The 24,805-nt window shown below is 36.0% G+C and carries 24 protein-coding genes and 1 riboswitch; of the genes, 14 read left to right on the top strand and 10 right to left on the bottom strand.

Translation table 11 applies throughout. From position 1 onward, the window contains the following. Positions 1-292 precede the first annotated feature (292 nt). From A6J74_RS12590 to A6J74_RS12575, 4 genes are all read left to right on the top strand, one after another. On the top strand, positions 293-649 hold the full coding sequence (locus A6J74_RS12590) for a DMT family transporter (protein WP_000790621.1): 357 nt from the start codon (positions 293-295) through the stop codon (positions 647-649). 2 nt (positions 650-651) lie between these two features. Continuing rightward, on the top strand, positions 652-966 hold the full coding sequence (locus A6J74_RS12585) for a DMT family transporter (RefSeq protein WP_000539672.1): 315 nt from the start codon (positions 652-654) through the stop codon (positions 964-966). Positions 967-1,103: 137 nt separating this feature from the next. Further along, a complete protein-coding gene (locus A6J74_RS12580) occupies positions 1,104-1,682 on the top strand; it encodes a TetR/AcrR family transcriptional regulator (RefSeq protein WP_002038002.1) in 579 nt (192 codons plus the stop codon). 278 nt (positions 1,683-1,960) lie between these two features. Continuing rightward, positions 1,961-3,163, top strand: coding sequence for an MFS transporter (locus A6J74_RS12575; RefSeq protein ID WP_000742964.1), 1,203 nt, complete (start codon positions 1,961-1,963; stop codon positions 3,161-3,163). A gap of 53 nt (positions 3,164-3,216) precedes the next feature. On the opposite strand, the gene A6J74_RS12570 is transcribed toward A6J74_RS12575, so the two are convergent. Further along, positions 3,217-3,555, bottom strand: coding sequence for a winged helix-turn-helix transcriptional regulator (locus A6J74_RS12570; protein ID WP_001059478.1), 339 nt, complete (start codon positions 3,553-3,555; stop codon positions 3,217-3,219). 169 nt (positions 3,556-3,724) lie between these two features. Here A6J74_RS12570 and A6J74_RS12565 point away from each other — a divergent pair, with 169 nt between their 5' ends. Beyond that, entirely contained in the window at positions 3,725-4,264 is a 540-nt protein-coding gene (locus A6J74_RS12565; protein ID WP_000061962.1) for an ester cyclase, read from the top strand. Between the two features lie 23 nt (positions 4,265-4,287). Then, complete coding sequence (locus tag A6J74_RS12560; protein ID WP_000789203.1) at positions 4,288-4,836, top strand: NAD(P)H-dependent oxidoreductase; 549 nt, start codon at positions 4,288-4,290, stop codon at positions 4,834-4,836. Between the two features lie 49 nt (positions 4,837-4,885). Here the strand turns inward: A6J74_RS12560 and A6J74_RS12555 are convergent, their stop codons facing one another. Next, on the bottom strand, positions 4,886-5,404 hold the full coding sequence (locus A6J74_RS12555) for a hypothetical protein (RefSeq protein ID WP_000682229.1): 519 nt from the start codon (positions 5,402-5,404) through the stop codon (positions 4,886-4,888). A 30-nt stretch (positions 5,405-5,434) separates the two neighbouring features. Further along, positions 5,435-7,195, bottom strand: coding sequence for an SgrR family transcriptional regulator (locus tag A6J74_RS12550; RefSeq protein ID WP_000569527.1), 1,761 nt, complete (start codon positions 7,193-7,195; stop codon positions 5,435-5,437). A gap of 84 nt (positions 7,196-7,279) precedes the next feature. Here A6J74_RS12550 and A6J74_RS12545 point away from each other — a divergent pair, with 84 nt between their 5' ends. Next, positions 7,280-8,542 carry an MDR family MFS transporter gene (locus tag A6J74_RS12545; protein WP_000508184.1) on the top strand — a complete coding sequence of 421 codons (1,263 nt, stop codon included), beginning with the start codon at positions 7,280-7,282 and terminating at the stop codon, positions 8,540-8,542. A 57-nt stretch (positions 8,543-8,599) separates the two neighbouring features. Here A6J74_RS12545 and A6J74_RS12540 read toward each other — a convergent pair whose 3' ends face one another. The 4 genes from A6J74_RS12540 to A6J74_RS12525 all read right to left on the bottom strand — a co-directional run bounded on the left by A6J74_RS12540 (position 8,600) and on the right by A6J74_RS12525 (position 12,537). Continuing rightward, complete coding sequence (locus A6J74_RS12540) at positions 8,600-8,803, bottom strand: hypothetical protein (RefSeq protein ID WP_001066489.1); 204 nt, start codon at positions 8,801-8,803, stop codon at positions 8,600-8,602. Between the two features lie 266 nt (positions 8,804-9,069). Continuing rightward, the gene (locus A6J74_RS12535) at positions 9,070-9,585 is read right to left on the bottom strand and encodes a type 1 glutamine amidotransferase domain-containing protein (RefSeq protein WP_000037539.1); all 516 of its coding nucleotides are present in this window, start codon (positions 9,583-9,585) and stop codon (positions 9,070-9,072) included. A 267-nt stretch (positions 9,586-9,852) separates the two neighbouring features. Continuing rightward, positions 9,853-11,052, bottom strand: a complete 1,200-nt coding sequence (locus tag A6J74_RS12530) for an ABC transporter permease (RefSeq protein ID WP_000021402.1) — start codon at positions 11,050-11,052, stop codon at positions 9,853-9,855. A gap of 60 nt (positions 11,053-11,112) precedes the next feature. Then, positions 11,113-12,537, bottom strand: a complete 1,425-nt coding sequence (locus A6J74_RS12525) for an amino acid permease (protein ID WP_001186296.1) — start codon at positions 12,535-12,537, stop codon at positions 11,113-11,115. A 146-nt stretch (positions 12,538-12,683) separates the two neighbouring features. After that, positions 12,684-12,865: riboswitch (Lysine riboswitch) on the bottom strand. Between the two features lie 200 nt (positions 12,866-13,065). On the opposite strand from A6J74_RS12525, the gene racE reads away from it, so the two are divergent. Beyond that, positions 13,066-13,893 (top strand): glutamate racemase, encoded by an 828-nt coding sequence (gene racE / locus A6J74_RS12520; protein WP_000109657.1) that lies wholly within the window; start codon positions 13,066-13,068, stop codon positions 13,891-13,893. Positions 13,894-13,933: 40 nt separating this feature from the next. On the opposite strand, the gene gapN is transcribed toward racE, so the two are convergent. After that, the gene (gene gapN / locus A6J74_RS12515; protein ID WP_000213647.1) at positions 13,934-15,373 is read right to left on the bottom strand and encodes an NADP-dependent glyceraldehyde-3-phosphate dehydrogenase; all 1,440 of its coding nucleotides are present in this window, start codon (positions 15,371-15,373) and stop codon (positions 13,934-13,936) included. A 645-nt stretch (positions 15,374-16,018) separates the two neighbouring features. On the opposite strand from gapN, the gene A6J74_RS12500 reads away from it, so the two are divergent. The 5 genes from A6J74_RS12500 to A6J74_RS12475 all read left to right on the top strand — a co-directional run bounded on the left by A6J74_RS12500 (position 16,019) and on the right by A6J74_RS12475 (position 22,301). Continuing rightward, positions 16,019-17,779: an ABC transporter ATP-binding protein gene (locus A6J74_RS12500; protein WP_000493208.1), complete on the top strand. Its 1,761-nt coding sequence runs from the start codon at positions 16,019-16,021 to the stop codon at positions 17,777-17,779. Next, entirely contained in the window at positions 17,776-19,776 is a 2,001-nt protein-coding gene (locus A6J74_RS12495) for an ABC transporter ATP-binding protein (RefSeq protein ID WP_000116604.1), read from the top strand. Before A6J74_RS12500 ends, A6J74_RS12495 begins: the two co-directional genes overlap by 4 nt. A gap of 279 nt (positions 19,777-20,055) precedes the next feature. Further along, positions 20,056-20,853: an amino acid ABC transporter substrate-binding protein gene (locus A6J74_RS12485; protein WP_000732848.1), complete on the top strand. Its 798-nt coding sequence runs from the start codon at positions 20,056-20,058 to the stop codon at positions 20,851-20,853. Next, positions 20,840-21,538 carry an amino acid ABC transporter permease gene (locus tag A6J74_RS12480; protein WP_000281495.1) on the top strand — a complete coding sequence of 233 codons (699 nt, stop codon included), beginning with the start codon at positions 20,840-20,842 and terminating at the stop codon, positions 21,536-21,538. The genes A6J74_RS12485 and A6J74_RS12480 overlap by 14 nt, the downstream gene beginning before the upstream one ends. Positions 21,539-21,566: 28 nt before the next feature. Then, entirely contained in the window at positions 21,567-22,301 is a 735-nt protein-coding gene (locus A6J74_RS12475; RefSeq protein ID WP_000623596.1) for an amino acid ABC transporter ATP-binding protein, read from the top strand. A 50-nt stretch (positions 22,302-22,351) separates the two neighbouring features. On the opposite strand, the gene sasP is transcribed toward A6J74_RS12475, so the two are convergent. Then, complete coding sequence (gene sasP / locus A6J74_RS12470) at positions 22,352-22,555, bottom strand: small acid-soluble spore protein, SasP family (protein WP_000013349.1); 204 nt, start codon at positions 22,553-22,555, stop codon at positions 22,352-22,354. Between the two features lie 521 nt (positions 22,556-23,076). Here sasP and A6J74_RS12465 point away from each other — a divergent pair. Beyond that, positions 23,077-23,322: a hypothetical protein gene (locus tag A6J74_RS12465; RefSeq protein WP_000510453.1), complete on the top strand. Its 246-nt coding sequence runs from the start codon at positions 23,077-23,079 to the stop codon at positions 23,320-23,322. 16 nt (positions 23,323-23,338) lie between these two features. Here A6J74_RS12465 and A6J74_RS12460 read toward each other — a convergent pair whose 3' ends face one another. After that, positions 23,339-24,799 carry a YheC/YheD family endospore coat-associated protein gene (locus tag A6J74_RS12460; RefSeq protein ID WP_000658084.1) on the bottom strand — a complete coding sequence of 487 codons (1,461 nt, stop codon included), beginning with the start codon at positions 24,797-24,799 and terminating at the stop codon, positions 23,339-23,341. Positions 24,800-24,805 lie beyond the last annotated feature (6 nt).

Here is a 24,805-nt window from a genome sequence, read left to right as displayed (position 1 = left end):
CCATCAAGTTAAGCAATTTACGGTTTCTAAAAATGTAAAGTATTACAAGTAGTTAAATTGTTTATGGAATGTTGGTATTGACATTTTATAAATTATTCGTGTAAAATAATTTATGAATGACATTCAGTCATTTATTATGAAAGGGTGTAGATAAGTAATTTTTAATAACTGAACAAATATAAGGATAAATGAGGCTGATATTGTTTTTTTTAAATAGTAGTTTGCGTGAGATTATATTTTTTAAATTAAAAATGACTGACGGTCAGTCATATAATAATAGAAGGTGAGAGATATGAAAAATAAAGCTTGGTTATATGTGATATTAACATGTATCTTTGAAATATTTTGGGTGTTCGGTTTTAATACAGCCCATACTTGGTGGCATTGGGGTGTTATTGTAGGAGTTATTGCTGTTGATTTTCATTTTCTTTCTAAAGCGTGCGAACATCTTGCAACAGGGACTGTATATGCTGTGTTTGCCGGAGCTGGTACGGTAGGTACTTTCCTAATGGATGTATTCCTTTTCGGCGGCAGTTTCAGTGTAGGGAAACTATTCTTTATCGTGATGGTCGTAGCGGGTGTTATCGGTTTAAAACTGGCTGATAATAAAGAAGAAACCGCGGAAGAAATTGTGAAAGGAGCTGCTTAAAAATGGGTTGGTTTTTCGTATTTTGTGCCGCAATTAGTGAAATAGTCGGTGTGATAGGACTTAAAATGTATAGTAAAGATAAGACGTTAGCAAATGGAGCGATTTATATAGGTGGATTTGCAACGTCCTTCGCATTCTTATACACTTCTTTCTTGTTCTTACAAGTAAGTGTGGCTTATGCGGTTTGGATTGGTATTGGAACAGCAGGCGCAGTTTTATTAAATATGTTTCTGTTTGGTGAATCAAAAAGTAAGGCACGTTTGATTAGCGTAGCTCTTATCGTATGTGGAGTTACGGGATTAAAGGCCCTTTCATAAGAAAAGGATATTAAAGCTAAATCTCCTAACGATCTGTTGGGAGATTTTTATTATGAAAGTACATGATGATTGACAGTACAGCTAGTTATTTTATAAAATGAGTGACAGTCATTCAATATGAGTGTGAAAGGGTTTAGATGATGAATAAAAAAGAAAAAATTGTCTATGCAGCTATTGAAGTGTTTCAGGAAAAGGGCGTTGAAAAAACGAAGATTTCTGATATCGTGAAATTGGCTGGCATTGCACAAGGAACTTTCTATTTATATTTTCCTTCTAAGCTATCTGTTATGCCTGCAATAGCAGAAGTGATGGTTGAGAAGATGATACTTGCAGTGAAAGAAAAAGTACAGAACGATGCATCTTTTTCAAGTAAAGTTGAGCAAGTAATAGATGCAGTATTTAACTTTATAGCTGAATATCGTGAAATACAAGCATTAATGTATGCGGGCCTTGCATCTACTGAACATATAAAAGAATGGGAAGCTGTGTATGAGCCTCTTTATATGTGGCTAAGCGAATTTTTAAGCGAGGCAAAAGAAGCTGGTGAAATTCGTGACTCGGTTCACGCAGAGCGAACAGCCAAGTTATTTATCGCTCTTGTTGAATCAGCAGCGGAACAAGTTTATTTATACGATCATAAAGATGATGAGCAAGTGGAGCTTCAAAAGGCAGAAGTACTAGATTTTTTAATACATGCACTACATATAAAGAAATAAAGGGAAACTTTAGTTGGTAGGGCATGCCCTGCTGATTATTAGCCCGCATTAATGGGGACAAAACAGTTAGGTGAACCTATCTTAAGAAGGTAGGTTCATTTCTACGAAAAACTGAATGATAGTCATTCACCCTGTATTTATGTATGTGTGGAAAGATAAAGTGAAACTTTAATGAGTGGGGTATCTCCACTCATTATTAGCCCAAAAATAGTAGGATAAAGAAAAAGCTTCTTGGGCATTATTTTTTGAGAGGAACTTGCGGGAAGAGGTGTTAAAAAGTGAAGAAACCGATAAAAGAACAAAAGATGGTATTGGTCATTCTTTTAAGCAATATATTTATCGCTTTTTTAGGGATTGGGTTAATCATTCCGGTTATGCCGTCCTTTATGAATGATATGAATTTAACAGGTAAAACGATGGGCTATCTCGTTGCAGTGTTTGCAATGGCTCAGCTCATAACTTCACCAATTACAGGTCGTTGGGTCGATCTTTACGGTAGGAAGAAAATGATAATCATTGGATTATTTATTTTTGGTGTTTCAGAGCTTCTTTTTGGATTAGGAAAAGATGTGTGGATGCTTTATGTAGCGAGGGTGTTAGGCGGAGTTAGTGCTGCGTTTATTATGCCGGGTGTTACAGCATATGTTGCGGATATTACATCGATTCAGGAACGACCAAAGGCGATGGGTTATCTTTCAGCAGCTATTAGCACTGGATTTATTATAGGGCCTGGAATCGGCGGGTTTATTGCAGAATACGGAATACGTGTGCCGTTCTTTGTGGCAGCAGTGATTGCCTTTATAGCATGTGTGATTTCGATCTTTATTTTAAAAGAACCGTTAACGAAAGAAGAGCTTGCAGAAATTTCTTCTAATACGAAAGAATCAAGCTTTATTGGAGATTTAAAGAAATCATTAAACCCAATGTATGCAATCGCATTTATTATCGTATTTGTACTTGCATTCGGTTTATCGGCATATGAAACTGTGTTTAGTCTGTTTTCTGATCATAAATTTGGTTTCACGCCGAAAGATATTGCTGCAATTATTACAATTAGTTCAATCTTTGGGGTAGTTGTGCAAGTATTTATGTTTGGAAAATTAGTTGACATGTTTGGTGAAAAAGTGTTAATTCAAATATGTTTAATTGTGGGGGCAGTGTTAGCCTTCGTTTCAACTGTAGTCTTTAATTATTGGGTTGTACTGCTCGTTACTTGCTTCATTTTCCTAGCATTTGATTTACTTCGTCCGGCTTTAACGACGTTTTTATCAAAAGCAGCTGGAAAAGAGCAAGGATTTGTTGCTGGTATGAACTCAACGTATACGAGTTTAGGAAATATCGCAGGACCTGCTATGGGCGGAATATTATTTGATATGAATATTCATTATCCATATGCATTTTCAGGAGTTGTTTTAATCGTTGGTCTCGGCATTACATTTATGTGGAGAGAGAAACAGCTAGCTGAAAGTTTTGCGAAGTAATGTAGTGAATAATGAAAAGCCTCTTACTATTTGTATGGTAAGGGGCTTTTCGTTTATAAACTTAATCCAAACCGCTTTAATTCAATAAAAATCCCCTCTAACTGCTTTCCTTTATCCGTTAAAGTGTACTCTACGCGGGGCGGAACTTCTGGATATACTTTTCGCGTTATAATCCCTTGTGCTTCCAATTCTTTTAGGCGAAGCGATAATGTTTTTGGGCTGATGCCGTCCATTGATTTTTGTAAATCACTAAAACGTAAAGTTCCTTCAATAAGAAGGTCACGAATGATTAAAAACGTCCATTTTGTACTGATTACGTCAAGCGTTTTAGCGATAGGACAAGGTATGCCAGGTAAACCTTTCGTTAATACAACTGAATCTATATTGTTCATGGAACTAGCCTCCATAAAAATTTTTTGAATGAATTTGCTTTATAGTATCACAAAACTATACTTTTGGTAACTATATGAAAAAAATATCACTACTTCCATAAAGAAAGTTAGTGCATATACAATAGCAATATGAAATAAAAAGGGTTTAGATGAAGAGGAGGTGATTTCCATGAGTATGAAAAAATTGTTTATGTTCCTTAGTTTGTTTGTTGTTTGTATTGTACTTGTAGCATGCGGCGTGGAAGAAAAAACTGAAATTCATTTATTAAAAGAAATGCCAAAGCCAAAAGCAATGACAATTGATTCTTCATTAAGTAAAAAGGAAGCGACAGAAATGGTTCATGCAGCGCAGCGTTTTTATGCATTTTGGGATACAGGTAAAGAGAATCTTATTCCGCATACTGTTACGGAAAATTTCTTTGATAATACATTACCGAAAGGTCGTCCGCAAGGTACTGAAGGATTAAAGGTTGCGGCACAAAATTTTCGTAAAGTCGTTCCTAATATACATTGCGAGATTGAAGATTTATTAGTCGTTGGTGATAAAGTAACAGCTCGTCTTTCTTTTACGGGAACGCATAATGATAAGAAAATCAATTTTTTTGCAATTGATATGTTACATGTGAAAGACGGAAAGATCACGGAAGACTGGCATTTAGAAGATAATCTTACGCTGAAGCAGCAACTGGGCTTAATAGCTGAAGAGTAGATCATATAGGGGAGAGAAAAGCGATGAAAAATATTTTTATTATAAATGGACATGAGAAATACGGTACGAAAGAAGGACGATTAAATAGAACGTTAGTAGATTATATGGTAACAGTATTAAGCGAGAATCATCATGTGAAAACAACAACGATTCAAGATGGCTATAGTATTAAAGAAGAGCAAGAGAAGTTTTTATGGGCGGATGTTGTGATTTATCAAACACCAATTTATTGGTTTAGTGTACCGGGACTATTTAAAACATATATGGATGAAGTGTATGAATACGGTTTGTTCTTTAAAGGTGCTGATGAATATGGAACAGGTGGTTTACTAAAAGAGAAGCAATATATGTTTTCTACAACTTGGAATGCACCTGAAAAAGCATTTGGAGATAAGACGAAGTTTTTTGAAGGAGAAAGTTTAGAGTCAGCGCTTAGTCACTTACATCGCGTACAAAAGTTTCTTGGCATGAGTCCGTTAAAGAGTTTTGCTTGTTATGATGTGGTGAAGAATCCGGATATTGAGCAATATTTATTGAACTTGAAAAATCACTTGGATGGAGTAATTCAATAATAGTTTGTATTGTGAAGAAGGTACTACTAAGGATGTAGTACCTTCTCTTTTATGAAATACGTTGAAAATCTTTACTTATACAGGACTGCTTTAGTTTTTTTGATTTGATTAAATGTTTCATATCAGAGATGTTATCGTATGAAAGCTGAGTATGATAATAGTTAATGTACTCAAGTAATGCAAAAATATAAATAAATAGGGTGAATGATAGCCCACCTAAAGGTAAGTGGGGATACCAAATTACAAAATCAATAGTAAACGTAATAAATCCCGTGATAATGAATGCTATATTTATCTTTTTAAGTATTTTTAAATATTGAATCATCCTAATGGGCGTAACAGATGTTTTCTCTTTTTTTAGTCGTTTCCACTTTACGTACCAGTAAATTACTCCTTGTAATAAGATAAACTCTAAAAGAAGAAATGAGACCCAAAAAGAATATAGGGAATATAAATGTAATGTAGGATAAGCATAATTAAGTAAGTAACTTGTGAAGATAAAAGTAATGACTGAAAATAACTCACCTGTGTATAGATAGGAAAGTCTTTTTTCTAGGTTGTGTTTCATAGTTCCTCTCCTTTTATAATGACTCACATTTTAAGACATGGATGGCTGTATCCATAACTTTGCAAAATTTGCCCAACCGAATGAATCAATCGTTACGTTTTTTAAAGGAGAAGGATATGTTTTTCTTTTTAAAACGTGATAGTTAAATAAAATGATGTGTTCTGTTTGTAAAAATTCTTCGATTTCATACATGAGCTCGTAGCGCTTCTCCTTATTTCCTTCTAATAAAAATGTATCTAGCAAACAGTTAATTTGTTTTTCATAGTGCGGGTCCATGAACCGGTTTACGAAGCAACTTTTATTTTTAAATACATTTAAGAATGCAAGTTCATGATCGGCAGCAAATACTTCTCCCATGAAAATAATATCAGCATGTTGATCAATAGAACAATCCATATAATCTGAAACGAGAAATGGGTGAAGTTCTACGCGTATTCCTAATTGTTCGCAACGTTCTTTTAGGAAATGTGCGTCATTTGCACTGTCTTTAAATGCGAAGAAATAAATATGTACCGTTTCTCCATTATAGGTACTCTTTTTCAAATACTCTTTCGCTTTTTCTAAAGAGTAGGACCTATTAGGAACTTGGCGACTTCTTTCAGGGAAAAAGCTTGATGCAGCAATTGTTCGTCTACCTTCTATGCTACGAATTATCGTTTCAACATCATATAGTTCTCTCCAAGCCTTTCGAAAGTACATGTCATGATGAGGACCGGTTTTTTTTAAGTTGAAGCTAGCATAAATACAACCTATTTCTTCTATTTGTATATTATGCCTTTCATTTTCTTCTTCATTTGGTAGTTCATAATCAGCATCGATTTGTACATGATCAGGAATACCCCAAAATTCAATACGGTCTAATAACGCGCGCTCTTTAAAATAATGAGTGAACGCTTCGAACACGATATTATCTTCAGAGTAATGAGCAAGTTTGAAAGGTCCAGTACCTATGTAATGATGATTTTGGATACTCACATCACGCGGTAAAATTGCTAGTTGTATGGAACTTACATAGTGTAAGAAAAATAAATTTGGTTTTGCCAAATGGAATCGAATTTGCAATGGTGATGGTGTTTCAATTTGAACAATTTCTTCTGTTAACCATTCGAAAGGAGAGTGAATTTCTTTTAGTCTTTCAAATGAAAATCGTACATCTTTAGAAGTTAAAACTGTTTCGTTATGAAAATATACATCCTTTCGTAAATAAAAAGTCCACGTAAGCCCGTCTTCACTTAATTCCCACGTATGCGCAATGTGTGGTTCCATTTTTTCAGTAACATCGTTATAAACGACTAACGTATCAAAAATTTGACTCGTAAGATGGCTCTCTGTAGTTACAGCCACAAAAGCCGGATCTAATGGAAATATCTTTCTCGATATAGGAATCTTTAATATGTCGTACATATCATTTGAAGGTTCGTATCCAAAATGATGATGTAGTTTATTTTCTATCTTTTTTTGAAGTGCAAGGGGTAGGGGTTCTTTTAAAAGAAGAAAGATATCTTTTAATTTTTCTTGCGCTAACAGTTCATCTGTATAGGACTCAATCGCTTCTACGAAATTATGTATAAATAGAATTTCCGTTTTATTCCCGCGGCCTCGCCCTGGAGTCCAGTTAATTAATTGCTCCTCGCTCATTTTCTTTAATACAATCTTTACGTTTTTAGTACTGCAATATAAAACATCCGCTAATTCTTGTAAGCTATTTCGCATATGTTGTTGATCTTGTGCATGTAGTCTTAGTCTAATGTAATAGTCCATAATTTTCATATATACACTTCCTTCTATCATAAAAGGGGAAACTCTTTAGAATATTCTAACCTTTTTCTTCCTTTTTTTCAAAGTAAAATAAGTAAGCATAAGGAGGGGGAAACGATGGGATTTTGGAGTATGCATCGAAATATAAAAATTAGAATTATAACTTCGTTTTTAACACGTACTGTATCCACGATGATTTTTCCATTTATGGCGATTTATTTTTCAATAAAATTAGGTAGTGCAATTGCTGGTGCGTTGCTACTTATTAATGTAATTGCTTCATTAGTAATTGGTTTATACGGCGGATATGTTGGGGATCGACTTGGTCGTAAAAAAGTAATGATTATCGGTCAAAGTATACAAGTCATTTCAATCGCTTGTATGGGGATTGCAAATTCAGATTATGTAGATTCACCGTGGCTAACATTTATCTTTATGTTAGTGAATAGTTTAGGGTCTGGTCTTATGAATCCTGCGACAGAGGCGATGTTAATTGATGTGAGTACACCAGAAAATCGAAAAGTGATGTACAGCATTAACTACTGGGCGATTAATTTATCCATTGCAATTGGAGCGATATTTGGAGGACTATTGTTTGAAAACTATAGATTACAATTGTTTATTGGATTAACAGTTATTGCAGTTATTACTTTATATGTGATGGCTCTATATATGGAAGAAGTGTATGTAGCACGAAAAACGGTGGAGAAGAAAAATGTATTAAAAGATATGGCGGATAGTTATAAAGTCGTAATAAAAGATAGAGCGTTTTTAATTTTTTGTGCAGCAAGTATATGTACATTATCTTTAGAGTTTCAGGTTAATAATTATTTAGGAGTACGTTTGCAGCAGGAATTTGAAACGGTGCACTTTTTCTTTGGGAATGGTGTGAGGTTTGATTTAACAGGTATTCGAATGATGAGCTGGATTTCAGCAGAGAATACAATTTTAGTTGTGTTATGTTCGGCACTCCTTATTAAAATGCTGAAAAGCTTCAACGATTTGAAAATCTTATATGTAGGTTTATTCATTTATACAATTGGATTTACAATACTCGGAACGAGCAATAGCTTATCGATTTTATTAATTGCAGGGCTTTTCCAAACGGTAGGCGAGATGATGTATGTGCCAGTGCGTCAATCTATTATGGCAGATATGGTGCCGGATGAGGCAAGAGGTTCTTATATGGCGATTAACGGGATGGTCTTTCAAATGGCGAAAATGAACGGGGCATTAGGTGTTATGTTAGGTTCATTTATTGCATCTTGGGGCATGAGTGCTCTGTACTTTATTGTTGGTATGAGCAGTATTTTATTATTTATGAAGGCGATAGGGAAAGAGAAATATCAAGATGAAGGGAAGGTTTCTCAGATCGGATAAAGTGAAACGATATAAAAAGCGAACCAGTTATAATGAGGAGCGCTTTTTATACCATTTTTAAAACGGATCAACTTCAGCTAAATTTGGAGTGGTATTCGGCTGTAGTAAAAGATTTTTTAACGTTCCTACTTCAGAAAGTGCTACTAATATGTAGCCACTAATCAGTACAATAAGCCCAATGACGCGTAACGTTTGTAAGCTCACTTCATTATTATTCGTTTCCGTTGGATTTGGGGGCGTTGAAGGTGGAGTATTGTTCATAGTTAGGCTCCCATCTTTTGTATTTATATATGTGTAAAATCATGATTTAACTTATGGATAGGAATTATATAGTCATTTTCACTATATGAGAACTGCCTATGAATAGTGATTGGGAATTTTAGAGTGAGATAAGAGGTGTATTTGTGGGAGTCGGGTTGCCCATAAACACGTGATTAGTGTGAACTAATAATCAGTGGGGGATGAAATAAATCCCCCACTGATTACATTTTGTTTTTCATACAAATAAAAGAGGTTAACCAAAGTAGCTATCCTAATATACGCAACGATTCTTCAATAAAAGCGGGGATATCTTCCGGTTGTCTACTTGTGACTAGCTGATTTTGGCATACGACTACTTCTTTATCATGAAAGTTTCCGCCAGCATTTTTCAAATCGACCTCAATGGATTTATATCCAGTCACATCGCGTCCTTCAAGTGTTTGTGCAGTGATGAGTAGCTGAGGTCCGTGACAAATAGCGAAAACGGGTTTTTCCGCATCCATAAATGTTTTGCTAAAGTGAACAAAACGTTCATCTGCACGAAGTATATCTGGGGAAAATCCGCCCGGTATGAAGAGGGCATCAAAGTTCTCTGGGGAAACATCATCAATACTTTTATCAATTACGACTTCACTTTTTCTTTGCTTACCGTGTACCGTTTTACCTTTTTCCATTTCAATAGTTGTTAATTCATATCCCTTTTGCTTAAAAGCTTCTACTGGCTCTGTGTATTCTGTATCCTCGAAATAATCCGTTATTAAAATAGCAATTTTTTTACTCATTGCAGTCAGCTCCTTATATTATAGTATCGGTTCCAGAATCATCCTTGAGCAATGCCTTTTATAAAGTGAAACTTTAATTCATGTTTTTTCATTCCCTCCAGTTCCTTTGCCCTGTTAATTTAATAAATACCCTTTTTATTAGGACGTAAACATGTATTATCGTTTTTGTATGTAAAAATCATAAAATATCGGTTGTTTGAGGAAGAAAAATAAAAAAGCCAAGGAGATAATTTATTTTCTCCTTGGCTTTTAAGATAATTCTTTTCGTTAAAACGAAGAAACACGTTGCTTCGTTTTTGGTACAATAATAAATTTAATCCAGATTACCCCGATTATCATAATAATCAAGGTATGTAGTAATTGACCTGTAGCAATGAGTATAACACTCGAAAATACAATGAGTTGAATGCTTAGTAATATAAAGATTAAGCGAAGAAATTGATTCATTCGTTTTTCAGTATCAATCGGATACAATGCTACAATAATATTTCCCAAAAAATATTTCCAGAGGGAACGAAGCTGCATAGAAATCATATATAGGACGATATATGCGATAGCGCCTTTTACGTATGTGTTTGGTATAAAATATAAGGCGAAGGCACCAATCAGCCCTAAGCGAATATATATACCGAAATAATCATTCCCGCGTAAAAATGCTAGTGTATGTAAATAGAAGAAAGTTGCTCGTTTTTTATGTAATAAAGGTTCAATCCAATTTGTAAGCCATTTTCTTTTGTTTACTTGCTTATTAAGTTGCGGAACATCAGTAAAGATGCTAGCAAATTGATAAAAGCGAACATCCATTTTTTCTTCTTGCTCGATTATGTAATCCCACGGTATTCGTTTTGTAGGCTGTTTTTTCGTATATAGAAGTAGGAAAGCAAGTAGTAAGAGCAATCCGCCTAATATGAGAACATGTGCCGAGTAAAATAGCATGTAAATGATTAGGACGTTACAAGCAATACGAATAATGAACCATATGTTTTTTTCATGGCTATCACGCCACATCCAATATATGTACAGGTTCCAAGCTTTCGTAATCATTAAAACGATAAAGATTGTACATAAGAACGGTACAGTTAATTGTAATGATTGCATAGCCAGCGGAACGAGAATAAGGAACGTAAATAATAATGGGAAAATCTGAATGATGTAATTATATAGAAGAGATTTTTTAAAATAAGATGTTAGTTTCTCTTCTAATGCAAGCAAATAGACAGCATCAGGTTTTTGAATAAAGGTGCGAATGGGACATCTCATTATAATAAATGTAAGAACGGTCGTTATGAGTATGAGAGATATTCCTTTAGAAGGAGATGCTTTTAGAAACTGAGCATAATAATATGCGCCAACGCATGAAATAAAGATAAAGCTATATAATAAACCGTTAATCATACGTGCAAAGTATGTAATGATATTTTGCATATGTTGTTGGAAGCGACTGCTCCATAGTGATTCAATTGACATGTTTTTCACCTCTTTGTTCTATTATATATGTTTTACAAAAGAAAAAACGAGCAAATTGCGTTATGCAACTTGCCCGTTTTTCTTTTCGTTATTTTTTTTCTGATCACGATTCATTAATGGATAGAAAGCAAATCCAATTACGAATAAACCAATTCCGAGAAGGAACGTTTTTATATCGGATGCACCGGTTTTTATAACCCATAGTGCGTAGCAAAGTGCGATCACTGCGACTATACCATCTGTAATTCTTGCCCGCATTTCATTTTTATACGTTTCACCAGTTGCGACTAATTTTAACTGGAAGATCGGTGAAACGAGATATGGAATGAGGTAGGCCAGTGTTGATACGGTAATAACGAATGTATAAGCTTCCGCAATAGTTCCTGATAATGTTGAGAATAAGAATACTTGCGACATAATGTTTGTTAATCGTAATGAGTAAATTGGACTTCCTTTTTTATTTGTTTTTGTGAAGAAGGAAGGGAAGAAACCTTCTTTTGCTGCTTGATACGGTACTTCTGAGCTTAATAAAATCCAGCCTAAGATAGAACCGAATAGGGAAGTAAGAGCAAGTAATGCCATCAGTTTCCCGCCGCCATGACCCATTGCAGCATTTAGTGCATCTGCTAACGGACGTTCAGAAGCTTGTAATGTATCAACGTGAAGGACACCCATTGTTAAAATTGTAATTCCTAAGTAAATTGCAACTGTAATAAGTAATCCCGCAACTGTTGCCCGTTTTACCGTTTTTGGAGAAACAGCCCGGTTTGATAAAAGAACGGCTGATTCAATTCCGATAAACGCCCAAAGCGTTGTAAGAGCGGCTAAATTTACTTGTGAAAGAAGACCATGTGATACACCTGATTTATCGATCATCGGTGTGTACCATTGTCCAAACTTAGAAGCTTCGAATGCAAATAACGTAACGACGATAAATAAAAGGAATCCAGTCACTTTCGTTGTTGTTGCTAAGAAGTTTAGCTTTCCAGCTCCGCTTACACCATTAGTTAATATAATATGAGTTCCCCAAAGTAAGATGGAACAAATCGTAAATGTAATTAGTTTTCCGACTTCTATGTTAAACGAACCGATTGAAAATAGTAGTCGTGTATCTTTCATAATTGGGAAGAAGAGTGATAAATATCCCGCGAAAGATGTAATAATAGCAACGTTACTTGCCCAGTTTGCAACCCAATATCCCCATACCATACTGAAACCAGCCATTTTTTTCTTTTTTGGTGTTGAGAATAAAGCATATGCATGACTTTGTGGTCCTGTCGTTAAATCAGGACGACGAATTGCTAAATTACCGAAAACAAGAGCTAGCATTAAAACACCAAACCCTGTTGTTAACCAAGCTAAAGTGACACCGAGTGGGCTTGCTGTTTGTGCCAATGTACTTGGCACCATGAAAATCCCAGCGCCAACCATATTACCGACAACGAAAGCTGTTAGTACCCAAAAGCCCCATTTTTTTTGTTGCATAGAAAATACCTCCAAAGTTAGTATAACCAAGTCAAGCGAGGAGATATGTATGTCTTCCGATTAGAGAAGAGAAGTCCCAAACAAAACAAAAAAAGCACGTAATCTGCCGCTACATGCTTTCTATCTTATAAGAAACCCACGACATACCTCTCGATAGCTCTCCACAAACGAAACGTTTGTGACAGTTCTGCACTTATTAAATGCAGACCCAGCAAGTGTGCATGGTGGACACGACTTACTTCGGCAATCATTCCTTTCCCATTTCTTCATCAATGCCACTACATCTCCTGAAATGATACTCTTAATGACTGCAACCTCTACCTCACCGAGATACGAATGAGGATTTAAATATTAAATTAACGTATTTAAGAGTAACAAATGTATTTTTATACGTCAATGGATATAGTAATAATCAGATTATAGAGAAGAGTTTGTGATTAAAAGAGAGAGGGATTATTATGTAATATTGAATTTTCATAATATAATAAATGTTATTGACGCTAGAAGATTGAGAAGGGGATGAAGTATATGTCTGTATGTCATAAACATTCAGTAATAGGTGTGCTAGATTCGGGAGTTGGGGGATTAACAGTTGCGAGTGAAATTATAAGACAATTGCCTAAAGAGAGCATTTATTATATTGGTGATAATGAGCGTTGTCCGTATGGGCCAAGAAGTGTAGAAGAGGTACAATCTTTCGTATTTGAAATGGTTGAGTTCCTCAAACAGTTTCCGTTAAAAGCGCTAGTGGTAGCATGTAATACTGCTGCAGCTGCTGCATTGACTGCGCTGCAAGAAGCACTGTCTATTCCGGTTATTGGCGTTATACATCCGGGAGCAAGAGCGGCAATTAAAGTGACAAAGAAAGGGGAAATCGGAGTAATTGGAACTGTAGGTACGATACAGTCTAATATGTACGAAAAAGCATTACACGAGCTTGATACATATTTGGAAGTGCATAGTCACGCGTGCCCGACTTTAGCTACAGTTGTAGAAAATCAATTAGAAGATACAGCATATGTAACGCAGCAAGTGAAACAAGCTTTACTGCCATTAACGAAAGAAGATATAGATACGTTAATTCTTGGGTGTACGCATTATCCACTTTTAGAGTCCTATATAAAAAAGGAACTAGGAGAAGATGTAACGATTATTAGTTCTGCAGAAGAAACAGCGATAGAATTAAGCACAATTTTACAGCACAAAGGAATCCTGTCTGACAATTTGAATCCGAAGCATCGATTTTTTACAACAGGCTCTGTTTTATCATTTGAACATATTGCTGAGCGTTGGCTAGGATATGAAATTTCTGTAGAATGTGTGAATTTACCTATGGAAAAACAACTCGTGAAATAAAAAGAAGCTGATCTAAAACTAGATCAGCTTCTATATAAGATTAAACTAAGTTCAATACAGTTACTTTTTCACGTGTCATAGACTCAAGGCTCTTACGAATACCTTGTGCGCCCATACCTGAACCTTTTACACCGATGAATGGGAAGTGATCAGGTCCGCGCTCTGTGCGTCCGTTAATTTGAACAGAACCAGTTTCGATTTTGTTAGCAATTGCAAATGCTTTGTTAATGTCTTTTGTGAAGACACTTGCTTGTAAGCCGAACTCTGATTTGTTAGCAATTTCAATTGCTTGCTCATCTGAAGAAACGCGGATGATTGGAAGGATTGGGCCGAATGGCTCTTCCCAAGCAACTTTCATTTCTTCTGTTACGTGGTCGATTAATGTTGGGTAAATTAAGTTACGCTCACGTTTGTTACCGATAACGATTGTTGCACCTTTTTCAACAGCATCGTCAACTAAACCTTGAACGAAGTCAGCAGATTTATCGTCAATTAATGGAACGATTGTGCTGTCTTGTTCTGGAGATCCAACTGATAGTTCAGCTACTTGCGCTTTTACTAAGTCAACAAGCTCGTCTGCTACGTTTTCGTGTACAAGTACACGTTTAATAGCTGTACAACGTTGACCAGAGTAAGAGAATGCACCGCTTACGATATGGTTTGCAGCATCTTGTAAGTCAGCATCTTCACGAACGATACCAGGGTCTTTCCCACCAAGTTCTAATACAAGTGGAATCATTGCAGCTTTTTTCGCTAAATGTTTACCTGTGTTTGTACCACCTGTGAACGATACCATATTGATACCTTCGTGTTCTACTAAGTAGTCACCAATTACAGAACCGCGTCCTGTAGCTACGTTTACAAGACCTTTTGGAAGGCCAGCTTTATGAAGTGCTTCCACCATTTTAATACCGCTAATTGCACCTTGAGTTGCTGGTTTGAAAATAACAGCGTTACCCATAATTAATGCTGGTGCAAGTTTTGCAGCAGATAAGTTTACTGGGTAGTTAAACGGTGCGATTGCTAATACAACACCAAGTGGTGCGCGTTGGATAATCGCAAGTTTTGATTTTGTTCCGCCAGGGAAGCTATCGCCCATCATGCTTTCTCCGTGCATATGTAAAGCTTCTTCAATTGTGTAACGAATGAAGTCAGCTGTACGAACAACTTCTTTCTTCGCATCTTTATATCCTTTACCGACTTCTTTCATAATAATATCGGCAATTTCATCTTGCATATTTACGAGCTCATCAGCCCATTTATATAAATATTTTGCGCGATCTTGTAGAGAAGCTTCAGCCCATGATTTTTGAGCTTCTTTTGCAGATGCAATTGCTTCATCTACTTCTCCGCGAGTAATTGCTTGTACTTGACCAATTACTTCGTGTAAGTATGGAGATGGAATGTCGATTGTTTGTCCTGAAGAGCTTTCTCTCCATTCTCCGTTTAAATAAAATTTGTACGTATTGCTAGTTGTCATGATTAGTCCTCCTAAAATAGCAACTTGTAAGAGTGAGTATAAGGTGATTGTAGGGGGTTTGATAATATTTTTCAAATGAAATGTTTGTGAAAACGATTTCTTATTCTTTTTTTATTTTGTATGCCCTTTCTTACAGAAGATTCCCTTATTTCTAACTTATTTATCGTGTTATGAACCATTCTTCATTTTTTTGTGATAAAAGACTATCTTACTCTATAACGAAAAAAACAATTGACAGAATACTCAATATAGTTGTAAGATAATAAATGGAAAATAAATGAAAGGGGTGTGCGTAATGATTGTAATCGTAAATGTAATGGGCTTAGCTCTGTTAAATAACAGAAAACATTCATATCATTACGCAACCCGTACGGATATATAGGGCATTTTTGTCTTATAAAAAGCGTACGTTGCGTATATCGTAACGTACGCTTTTATGCATTCTTGTGCATATCGTCAAGCGACGGTATGCTTTTTTTTGTCCAATTTGCTTGTTTCCATACTTTGTATGGTTACTATAAAACTGAAATTTGGAAGGTGGAAAAATGTGATGAGATTGTATGGGTTACGAAATGTAAATGTGATTGGTTTGGATAGCGGATAAAGAAATGAGAGTGAAACGAAAACGAGAAGGGAGAGGTTACATTGTTTTCAGTATTACTAAAGTTAAGATGGTTTTTTAAAGAGCATTGGAAGAGATATAGTATCGCAATTGGTGCGCTTTTAATTGTAAATATAGTTGAAGTTATTCCCCCAAAAGTACTAGGGGTTACGATTGATAATATAAAAACAGGAACGTTAACGAATGCAGCAATTATGGAGTCTATTCTTATTTTAATAGGAGTTACGATAGTTGGATATGGCCTTACTTTTGTTTGGCAGCATCAATTATTTGGAGGTGCGTTCGTACTTGAGAAGACGATGCGCTCGAAATTTATGGGGCATTTACTCAAGATGACACCGACGTTTTATCAAAAAAATCGTACTGGCGATTTAATGGCGAGAGCAACAAACGATTTAAAAGCAATCGCTATGACAGCTGGTTTCGGTATATTAACGCTTGTAGATTCTAGTTTATATATGCTTACAATCGTTTTTATGATGGGATTTACAATAAGTTGGGAGCTTACATTAGCGGCCCTTATACCGCTGCCAATTATGGCATATGCGATGAATATATATGGAAAGAAATTGCATGAAAGGTTTACAGTTGCGCAAGATGCGTTCGGTGATATGAATGATAAAGTACTTGAATCAATTGCTGGCGTGCGGGTGATTCGTGCATACGTACAAGAGAACGCAGATCAGGAAAGATTTCATCATTTAGGAGATGACGTCTACGAAAAAAATATGAAGGTAGCAAGAATCGATGCGTTATTCCAACCAACTGTGAAAATGCTTGTCGGACTTAGTTATTTAATTGGTTTAGTGTATGGTGCATACCTTGTATTTCAATCAAAGGTGACACTTGGTGAGCTCGTTTCCTTTAACGTGTATTTAGGGATGATGATTTGGCCGATGTTTGCAATTGGCGAATTAATTAATGTTATGCAAAGAGGAAATGCTTCGTTAGATCGTGTGAATGAAACGTTAGCATATGAACCGGATGTAAAGAATCCGAAAAATCCAAAGCTTGTACACGAGCCTGATTATATTCAGTTTGATGAAGTTTCTTTTTCCTATCCTTCATCATCTGAAGAAAATTTAAAAAAGGTTTCTTTTACATTAAAACAAGGAGAAACGCTAGGGGTTGTCGGAAAAACAGGAAGCGGAAAAACGACGCTTGTACGTCAGCTTCTTCGTCAATATCCGCTTGGAGAAGGGGATATTGCAGTTTCTGATGTGACATTAGATAAAATGACGAGTGATAATGTACTCGGGTGGATTGGATATGTACCTCAGGAGCACATTTTATTCTCAAAAACAGCGAGGGAAAATATTTTATTCGGAAACAGGGAAGCGACTGAAGAAGAGCTCGAGAAAGCCATTGAAATTGCTGCGTTTACAAAAGACTTAGAGTTTTTACCAGAAGGATTAGAAACGCTCGTTGGAGAGAAAGGTGTTTCGTTATCAGGAGGGCAAAAGCAAAGGATTTCGATTGCGAGAGCGGTTATTCAAAATCCAGAAATATTAATTTTGGACGATTCGTTATCAGCTGTCGATGCTCGTACGGAAGCGGCGATCATTGAAAATATAAGAACGGAAAGAAGCGGAAAGACGACGATTATTACGACGCACCGTTTATCTGCCGTACAACATGCAGATTGGATTCTCGTTATGGATGACGGCGAAGTTATGGAAGAAGGCACGCATGACCAGTTACTTCGAAACGGAGGCTGGTATGCTGAGCAGTTTGAAAGACAACAAGGTGAAAATGAGAGTGCGGATAGTGGGGTGAAAATATGAGTGTTTCAAAACGATTGTTTCAATATGCGATGAAAGTAAAAGGGACGATTTTTGCAGCGATGGCGATGTTATTTATTTTCGTTATCGCTGAGCTTGCCGGTCCGTTCGTCGCTAAAACGATGATTGACGATCATATCGTCGCGATAGAAAAATCTTGGTATGAGACAGAAAAGAGTGAAGATGCTGTTTCATATAATGGCGCCTATTATAAGCGAAGTGATCGCTTTGAACAAGGTGAGAAAAAAGGAAAAGAAGTACGCGTGATGCAAGTCGGTTTTCAATATTACTTTGTACCAAATAAAGTAAATATTGAAGGGTCACGTTCTGTGAAAGGGGATATGATTACCATTCAAAATGGTAAGGCGGTGCAAGTGTATAAAGCGAAAGCATTAACGAAGGAAGAAGTGTTTGCGTTTTATAAGCCAGAAATAAACCCCCTACTATTACTTGGTGGAGGCTATTTTGCTCTATTAGTAATTGTGTCATTATTTGCATATGGAAAGCAGTTTTTTTTACAGAAGGCAGCAAACAAAATTATTCAAATTATGAGGGAAGACGTCTTCTCTCATATTCAAACGTTACCGATCAGGTACTTTGATCATTTACCAGCAGGGAAAATCGTTTCGCGTGTAACGAATGATACAGAGGCGATTCGGGATTTATACGTAACAGTGCTTGCGACATTCGTCTCTAGTATCATTTATATTATCGGGATATTTGCAGCGCTATTTTTACTCGATGTGAAACTTGCGTCGTTCTGTTTATTAATTATCCCGATTTTAATTGTTTGGGCGATTTTATATAGAAAGTATGCATCTGTATACAATCATAAAATGCGTTCACGTTTATCCGATATTAACGGTACAGTGAATGAATCGATTCAAGGGATGCCAATTATTCAAACGTTCCGTCAAGAACGTGAAACGAAAAAAGAGTTTGAAGAATTAAATGGCGATTATTTTAAGTATCAAAATAAAATTTTAAATTTAAATGCAGCAACTTCGCATAACTTAGTGTCTGTATTACGAAATATCGCTTTCACAGGTGTGATTTGGTATTTTGGGGGAGCTTCATTAAGTGCTTCAGGCATCATTTCTCTAGGGATACTGTATGCGTTTGTCGATTATTTAACGAGATTGTTCTCACCAATTACAAATATGGTAAATCAGCTTGCTAACTTAGAACAATCGCGCGTTGCGTCAGAGCGTGTCTTCGAATTGCTAGAGGAAAAGGGAGAGGCAGTGGAAGAAGAGCGCATGCCTCGCTTGCAAGGAAATGTGAAGTTTGATAATGTTTCGTTTTCTTATAATGGAAAAGATGAAGTGCTAAAAAATATTTCTTTTGAAGCGAAACAAGGCGAGACAGTAGCACTTGTCGGTCATACTGGATCAGGAAAAAGTTCCATTATGAATGTACTCTTTCAATTTTATGAGTTTGAAAAAGGAAAGCTTACGATTGACGGTCACGATGTAAAAGAAATGCCGAAACAAGCAACTCGTGAGCATATGGGAATCGTATTACAAGATCCGTTTTTATTTAGCGGGACGGTCGCTTCCAATGTAAGCTTAGAGAACGAAAAAATTTCAAAAGATCGCATCGTAAAAGCATTACGTGATGTGGGTGCGGAAAGGTTTGCGAACAATATAAACGAAGAAATTACGGAGAAAGGAAGTACACTTTCAACCGGAGAACGTCAGCTTATATCGTTTGCTAGAGCACTCGCTTTTGATCCAGCCATTTTAATTTTAGATGAAGCAACATCTAGTATTGATACAGAGACAGAGGCAATGATTCAACAAGCGCTAGAAGTTGTGAAAAAAGGGAGAACGACGTTTATTATCGCTCACCGTCTTTCAACGATTAAAAGTGCGGATCAAATTATTGTACTCGATAGAGGAACAATCTTAGAAAAAGGTTCTCATGATGAATTAATGAAAAAGCGTGGGCGTTATTATGATATGTACAAAACGCAAATGGAAGGGAATCAGAGCGCTTAATGCGGGGAAGAACTTGCGATTGTCGCAAGTTCTTTTTTGTTGGCAAAATGTCGGCGATAAAGGTACATAATAATAAGTATTATTTTACCTTTCCTACAATTAATGCTATATTAAAAAATGTTACTTATTTTTTGTATGTAGCGTTATTTTTCCATTTTGTTTGATTATGAAGAAAAAGGATAAACTAAATAAGAACATTTTCATTGAAAAATTGTTCAAGATTGCATACAATCAATATAGTTTTTAAATTCCTATCAGAATACTTGGAGGATTACCATCATGAAAAAATTATTTTCAGTGCTTGCAGTAACTACATTAGCGATCGGGATTGTAGCCGGCTGCGGTAAAGAAGAGAAAAAAGATACAGCTAGTCAAGACGCATTACAAAAGATTAAACAAAGCGGTGAACTTGTAATTGGTACAGAAGGTACATACCCACCATTTACGTTCCACGATTCAAGCAATAAATTAACTGGATTTGACGTTGAATTAGCAGAAGAAGTTGCAAAACGTTTAGGTGTAAAACCTGTATTTAAAGAAACACAATGGGATAGCTTACTTGCTGGTTTAGATGCGAAGCGTTTCGATATGGTTGCGAACGAAGTTGGTATTCGTGAAGATCGTCAAAAGAAATATGATTTCTCTAAACCATACGTTTCATCTTCAGCAGTATTAGTTATTGCAAAAGATAAAGATAAACCTGCTACATTTGCTGATGTAAAAGGGTTAAAAGCAGCGCAATCTTTAACAAGTAACTATGCAGATATTGCTAAGAAAAATGGTGCGGAAATTACTAACGTAGAAGGCTTTAGCCAAGCGGCAGAATTATTAAACACTGGCCGTGTTGATTTCACAATTAATGATAAGTTATCAGTATTAAACTACTTAGAAACGAAAAAAGATGCAAAAATTAAAATTGTAGATACAGAAAAAGAAGCTTCACAAAGTGGATTCTTATTCCGTAAAGGTAGCGATAAGCTTGTACAAGAAGTAGATAAAGCGTTAGAAGATATGAAAAAAGACGGTACGTACGACAAAATAGCGAAAAAATGGTTCGGTGAAAATGTATCTAAGTAGTGCATTGGTTTCAGATCGATTGTCTACTTGGATAGATATTATGCAGTCTTCCTTCATGCCTATGCTGAAGGAAGCTGTCTTTACGACAATTCCATTAACGCTTATTACATTCATTATCGGAATTATACTGGCGACGTTAACAGCGCTCGCGCGTATTTCAGGTAGTCGTATTTTACAATGGATTGCTCGTATCTATGTATCTATCATTCGCGGAACGCCACTTCTTGTACAGTTATTTATTATTTTCTATGGTCTTCCAACTCTTAATATTGAAGTTGAGCCATATACAGCAGCAGTTATTGGATTTTCATTAAATGTTGGTGCGTATGCATCTGAAATTATTCGTGCTTCTATCCTTTCAATTCCGAAAGGACAGTGGGAAGCAGCTTATACAATTGGGATGACATATCCACAAGCATTAAAACGTGTTATTTTACCGCAAGCAACGCGCGTATCAATTCCGCCACTTTCGAATACATTTATTAGCTTAGTGAAGGATACTTCATTAGCATCGTTAATTTTAGTAACAGAAATGTTCCGAAAAGCGCAGGAAATTGCGGCAATGAACTATGAGTTTTTAATTGTTTATTTTGAAGCAGGTCTTATTTATTGGGTTATTTGTTTCTTATTATCAATCGTACAACAGATGTTAGAAAAGCGTTCAGAACGCTACACATTAAAATAATCCTTTTACAAAAGGAGTTTTTGTTTTTATGATTTCAATTCAGCACTTACAAAAAAGTTTCGGAGATAATACCGTACTAAAGCATATAGATTTATCAGTTGAGAAGGGCGAGGTTGTTGTTATTATCGGACCTTCTGGATCTGGTAAAACGACGTTTCTACGTTGCCTAAACGTTCTAGAAACACCGAACGCTGGTAGCATTCGTATCGGCAATAAAGAGCTTGATTTCGCTCAAAAAGTATCGAAGAAAGATATTGTAAATCTTCGTACACAAACAGGAATGGTGTTCCAACATCATAACTTATTCCCGCATTTAACAGCCATTCAAAATGTAATGGAAGGGCTCGTTACAGTGAAAAAGATGGGGAAAGAAGAAGCGAAGAAAAAAGCAAACTACTTCCTTGAAAAAGTTGGTTTAGCAGATAAAGTGGATTTATATCCGTTCCAATTATCAGGTGGACAACAACAGCGCGTTGGAATTGCTCGCGCGCTTGCGATGGAACCGGAAGTGTTACTATTTGATGAACCGACGTCAGCACTTGATCCTGAACTCGTTCAAGAAGTTCTAAAGGTAATGAAAGAACTTGCTAAAGAAGGCATGACGATGGTTATTGTAACGCATGAGATGCGTTTTGCTCATCAAATTGCGAATCGTGTTATTTTCATGGATGGCGGTGTCGTTGTCGAACAAGGTACACCAGAGGATGTATTTACAAATCCAAAAGAAGAACGCACGAAGAAATTTTTACAAATGCTTCAATAATTAAGAAAGGTCTCAAGGCATATGCCTTGAGACCTTTTTGCCATATATATTTATTTTTGGAATCCGCCAAGGCTTTGCTCAGCCATTGCAACTAGACGTTTTGTGATTTCTCCACCAACAGAACCGTTAGCACGAGCCGTAGAATCTGCTCCTAATTGTACACCAAATTCTTGAGCGATTTCGTACTTCATTTGATCGATTGCAGCTGTTGCTCCTGGTACTACTAATTGATTGTAAGAACTTTGGTTTGCCATAGGAATATATCCTCCTTAGAGTTATAAAAATTTTTTTGGTTGGACTAGCTGGATTTGAACCAGATATTATCGCCCCGTTTGGCGCTAATCCATCGGTAATTAAGTTTGTACTCATAGTATGGATGTTACCTAGAAAGATATACAAAATAATAATTTGTAAATTTTGTCAAAAAAACGTAGTGATTTCGTAAATTATGAAATAAGAGTAATCGTTGTATTTTTAAGAAAGAAGGCTAAACTAAGAGCGATATTAAATATGGTGTTCTCTTTGAACCCTACTATGTTAGGGCTAATAATTAGCTTTTTATTGATGGTTTATGAAAGTGAGATACATTACAATTGCAGCTTAGTAATATAAAAACTAAAAAGGCATTAACTTCTCATTTCTGGTTTAACTAGGGATGGGGCATGGAAAGGGAAAGAAAGGAACTGACCGTATCTACTCATGGCTAGATGCTTTCTGCAACCTAAAAAGAAAGAACTTTAAATGATGTTAAACGATAATGTATGGAGGAATCATGATGGGGATTTGCCCGCTTTGCAACGCATTCGAATCACAAACCTATTCTTGTCAAAATTGCCAAGGTATACTCCAAGATTATGGGAAAACTGTAGATTACATAGACGATTATAGTGCGTATATGGATCAGGAATTATTAAGTGAGGTAGATGGATTAACACATAATCATTCACAAGAATATTGCAATCATATTTTTTATTGCGGAGTATGTAACGTGGAAACTGAGGTTGTAGTAAAACTTGTGTAAATAGAAAACTTCCACCTTATGAATGAGGTGGAAGTTTTTGTTTTCGTATTTGTGAGTGAATCATAGGAGAAGGGATATGTTCGGTGTTTGATGAAGTCCCTAATTTCATTTGGGACATTTTTTCTTTTGCATCGCGCAAAGAATGTTCAGTTAAGTAGATAGCATATTCGTAAAATAATTGGCGCGTCAGTTCACTTTGTTCTTTTAACTTTTCATCTTGGAATACAGTTCGCCCAGGTTTTGAGTTTGCTTCAAATAGCCACGGATTTTCCTTTGTGTCTAAACCGATATCAAAACCGATTTCTCCAATGTTCCCAGTTACTTGCCCATCGAGCGCGTAACTTATTTGCAAGGCTGTTTGTTTTAATTTATTTTCAATTTGAACTTGTTTCGTTGAATCTGGAAAAAGTTCTTGTAGTAATTTTGTATCACCACCGCTATTTACATGTGTTGTTAAGCTACCTTTGCCAGCAATTTTGGCGACGATGGCACTGACGACCCAATTACCGAAATGGTTTTTATTTGTATGAATGCGAAAATCAACAGGTTGCCCGTCGAAGCGAAGTAAAGAAATACCTTGCTGTACGATAAACTTCTTTAAATCATGTCCTTTTAATACGTGGTTCAGAAGTGTTTCTAATGATTGATACTTTCTTAGTTTATTCTCTTCATTTTCGCGATAACGACAGTAGTAGCAATTCTCTGTTTGAGAATAAAATAGTTGATGAATATTTCTTCCGAAGCTACCGTGTATCGGTTTCATGTAAATTGATTTATATGTGCCAAGAAACCGTTCTACTTGTTCGAAGTGCTGAAATGTCTCTGTGTTTGGTAATAAAGGCACAATTGAATCGTCCTTCATGAGAAGTTGATGAACGTCCCATTTATTAAAAAATCCTGGGTTAAACCATGGAATGTTATAGTCATGTTCTAATTTCTTTTTTGCTCTAACGATTGGTTTATAATTTTCTGCTTTACGATTTGGTAGTCGATCGTAAATGACATTTGGCAAAGGAACTTTTTTCTTTAGCCATTTTCCTTCTTGAAAGAAATACCCATCAATCGTTTCTTCTTCCCAGTTTATATGTTGAACGCCAAAAACGAATACGAACGGTCGTAATGTAAATGGTGGTGTTAGTAACTCACTGAGAGATGTGGAACGGTTTCCTAAAGGAATAGGTGAGTCATCGTTAAAACCAGTTGTGAAAATACCGACTAATGGTCCGAAAATAATTGTTTCATTTTGTGTAAAGGCATGAATGGTAGTGGAATGAGGGAGTAAAAGTTTTTCTGCAATTCGTTTTCCAATCATAATTTCACGAGTAAAGGAATAATGAATTTTTACCTCTTCACTTGCAACATGGCGTCTGCCGAAGGAAAGGGATGTAATAGGTGGTGTAATAGAAAAAATGTAAGGTAAAGTAATACTATTTGGATGCTCATCTGAAATGTTTAATGTATATATGTGCTCTTTCAAAATGGG

The organism is Bacillus sp. FDAARGOS_235 (genome assembly GCF_002073415.2).
GTDB classification, from domain to species: Bacteria; Bacillota; Bacilli; order Bacillales; family Bacillaceae_G; genus Bacillus_A; species Bacillus_A toyonensis.
The sequence above is the reverse complement of the archived record's forward strand: the minus strand, read 5'-3'. Positions and strand labels throughout refer to the sequence as shown.

Excerpts from the sequence above, each read along its gene's own strand:
- A6J74_RS12590 (WP_000790621.1), top strand. The coding sequence starts at position 293 with ATGAAAAATAAAGCTTGGTTATATGTGATATTAACATGTATCTTTGAA.
- A6J74_RS12585 (WP_000539672.1), top strand. The coding sequence starts at position 652 with ATGGGTTGGTTTTTCGTATTTTGTGCCGCAATTAGTGAAATAGTCGGT.
- A6J74_RS12580 (WP_002038002.1), top strand. The coding sequence starts at position 1,104 with ATGATGAATAAAAAAGAAAAAATTGTCTATGCAGCTATTGAAGTGTTT.
- A6J74_RS12570 (WP_001059478.1), bottom strand. The coding sequence starts at position 3,555 with ATGAACAATATAGATTCAGTTGTATTAACGAAAGGTTTACCTGGCATA.
- A6J74_RS12565 (WP_000061962.1), top strand. The coding sequence starts at position 3,725 with ATGAGTATGAAAAAATTGTTTATGTTCCTTAGTTTGTTTGTTGTTTGT.
- A6J74_RS12560 (WP_000789203.1), top strand. The coding sequence starts at position 4,288 with ATGAAAAATATTTTTATTATAAATGGACATGAGAAATACGGTACGAAA.
- A6J74_RS12555 (WP_000682229.1), bottom strand. The coding sequence starts at position 5,404 with ATGAAACACAACCTAGAAAAAAGACTTTCCTATCTATACACAGGTGAG.
- A6J74_RS12550 (WP_000569527.1), bottom strand. The coding sequence starts at position 7,195 with ATGATAGAAGGAAGTGTATATATGAAAATTATGGACTATTACATTAGA.
- A6J74_RS12545 (WP_000508184.1), top strand. The coding sequence starts at position 7,280 with ATGGGATTTTGGAGTATGCATCGAAATATAAAAATTAGAATTATAACT.
- A6J74_RS12540 (WP_001066489.1), bottom strand. The coding sequence starts at position 8,803 with ATGAACAATACTCCACCTTCAACGCCCCCAAATCCAACGGAAACGAAT.
- A6J74_RS12535 (WP_000037539.1), bottom strand. The coding sequence starts at position 9,585 with ATGAGTAAAAAAATTGCTATTTTAATAACGGATTATTTCGAGGATACA.
- A6J74_RS12530 (WP_000021402.1), bottom strand. The coding sequence starts at position 11,052 with ATGTCAATTGAATCACTATGGAGCAGTCGCTTCCAACAACATATGCAA.
- A6J74_RS12525 (WP_001186296.1), bottom strand. The coding sequence starts at position 12,537 with ATGCAACAAAAAAAATGGGGCTTTTGGGTACTAACAGCTTTCGTTGTC.
- racE (WP_000109657.1), top strand. The coding sequence starts at position 13,066 with ATGTCTGTATGTCATAAACATTCAGTAATAGGTGTGCTAGATTCGGGA.
- gapN (WP_000213647.1), bottom strand. The coding sequence starts at position 15,373 with ATGACAACTAGCAATACGTACAAATTTTATTTAAACGGAGAATGGAGA.
- A6J74_RS12495 (WP_000116604.1), top strand. The coding sequence starts at position 17,776 with ATGAGTGTTTCAAAACGATTGTTTCAATATGCGATGAAAGTAAAAGGG.
- A6J74_RS12485 (WP_000732848.1), top strand. The coding sequence starts at position 20,056 with ATGAAAAAATTATTTTCAGTGCTTGCAGTAACTACATTAGCGATCGGG.
- A6J74_RS12480 (WP_000281495.1), top strand. The coding sequence starts at position 20,840 with ATGTATCTAAGTAGTGCATTGGTTTCAGATCGATTGTCTACTTGGATA.
- A6J74_RS12475 (WP_000623596.1), top strand. The coding sequence starts at position 21,567 with ATGATTTCAATTCAGCACTTACAAAAAAGTTTCGGAGATAATACCGTA.
- sasP (WP_000013349.1), bottom strand. The coding sequence starts at position 22,555 with ATGGCAAACCAAAGTTCTTACAATCAATTAGTAGTACCAGGAGCAACA.
- A6J74_RS12465 (WP_000510453.1), top strand. The coding sequence starts at position 23,077 with ATGGGGATTTGCCCGCTTTGCAACGCATTCGAATCACAAACCTATTCT.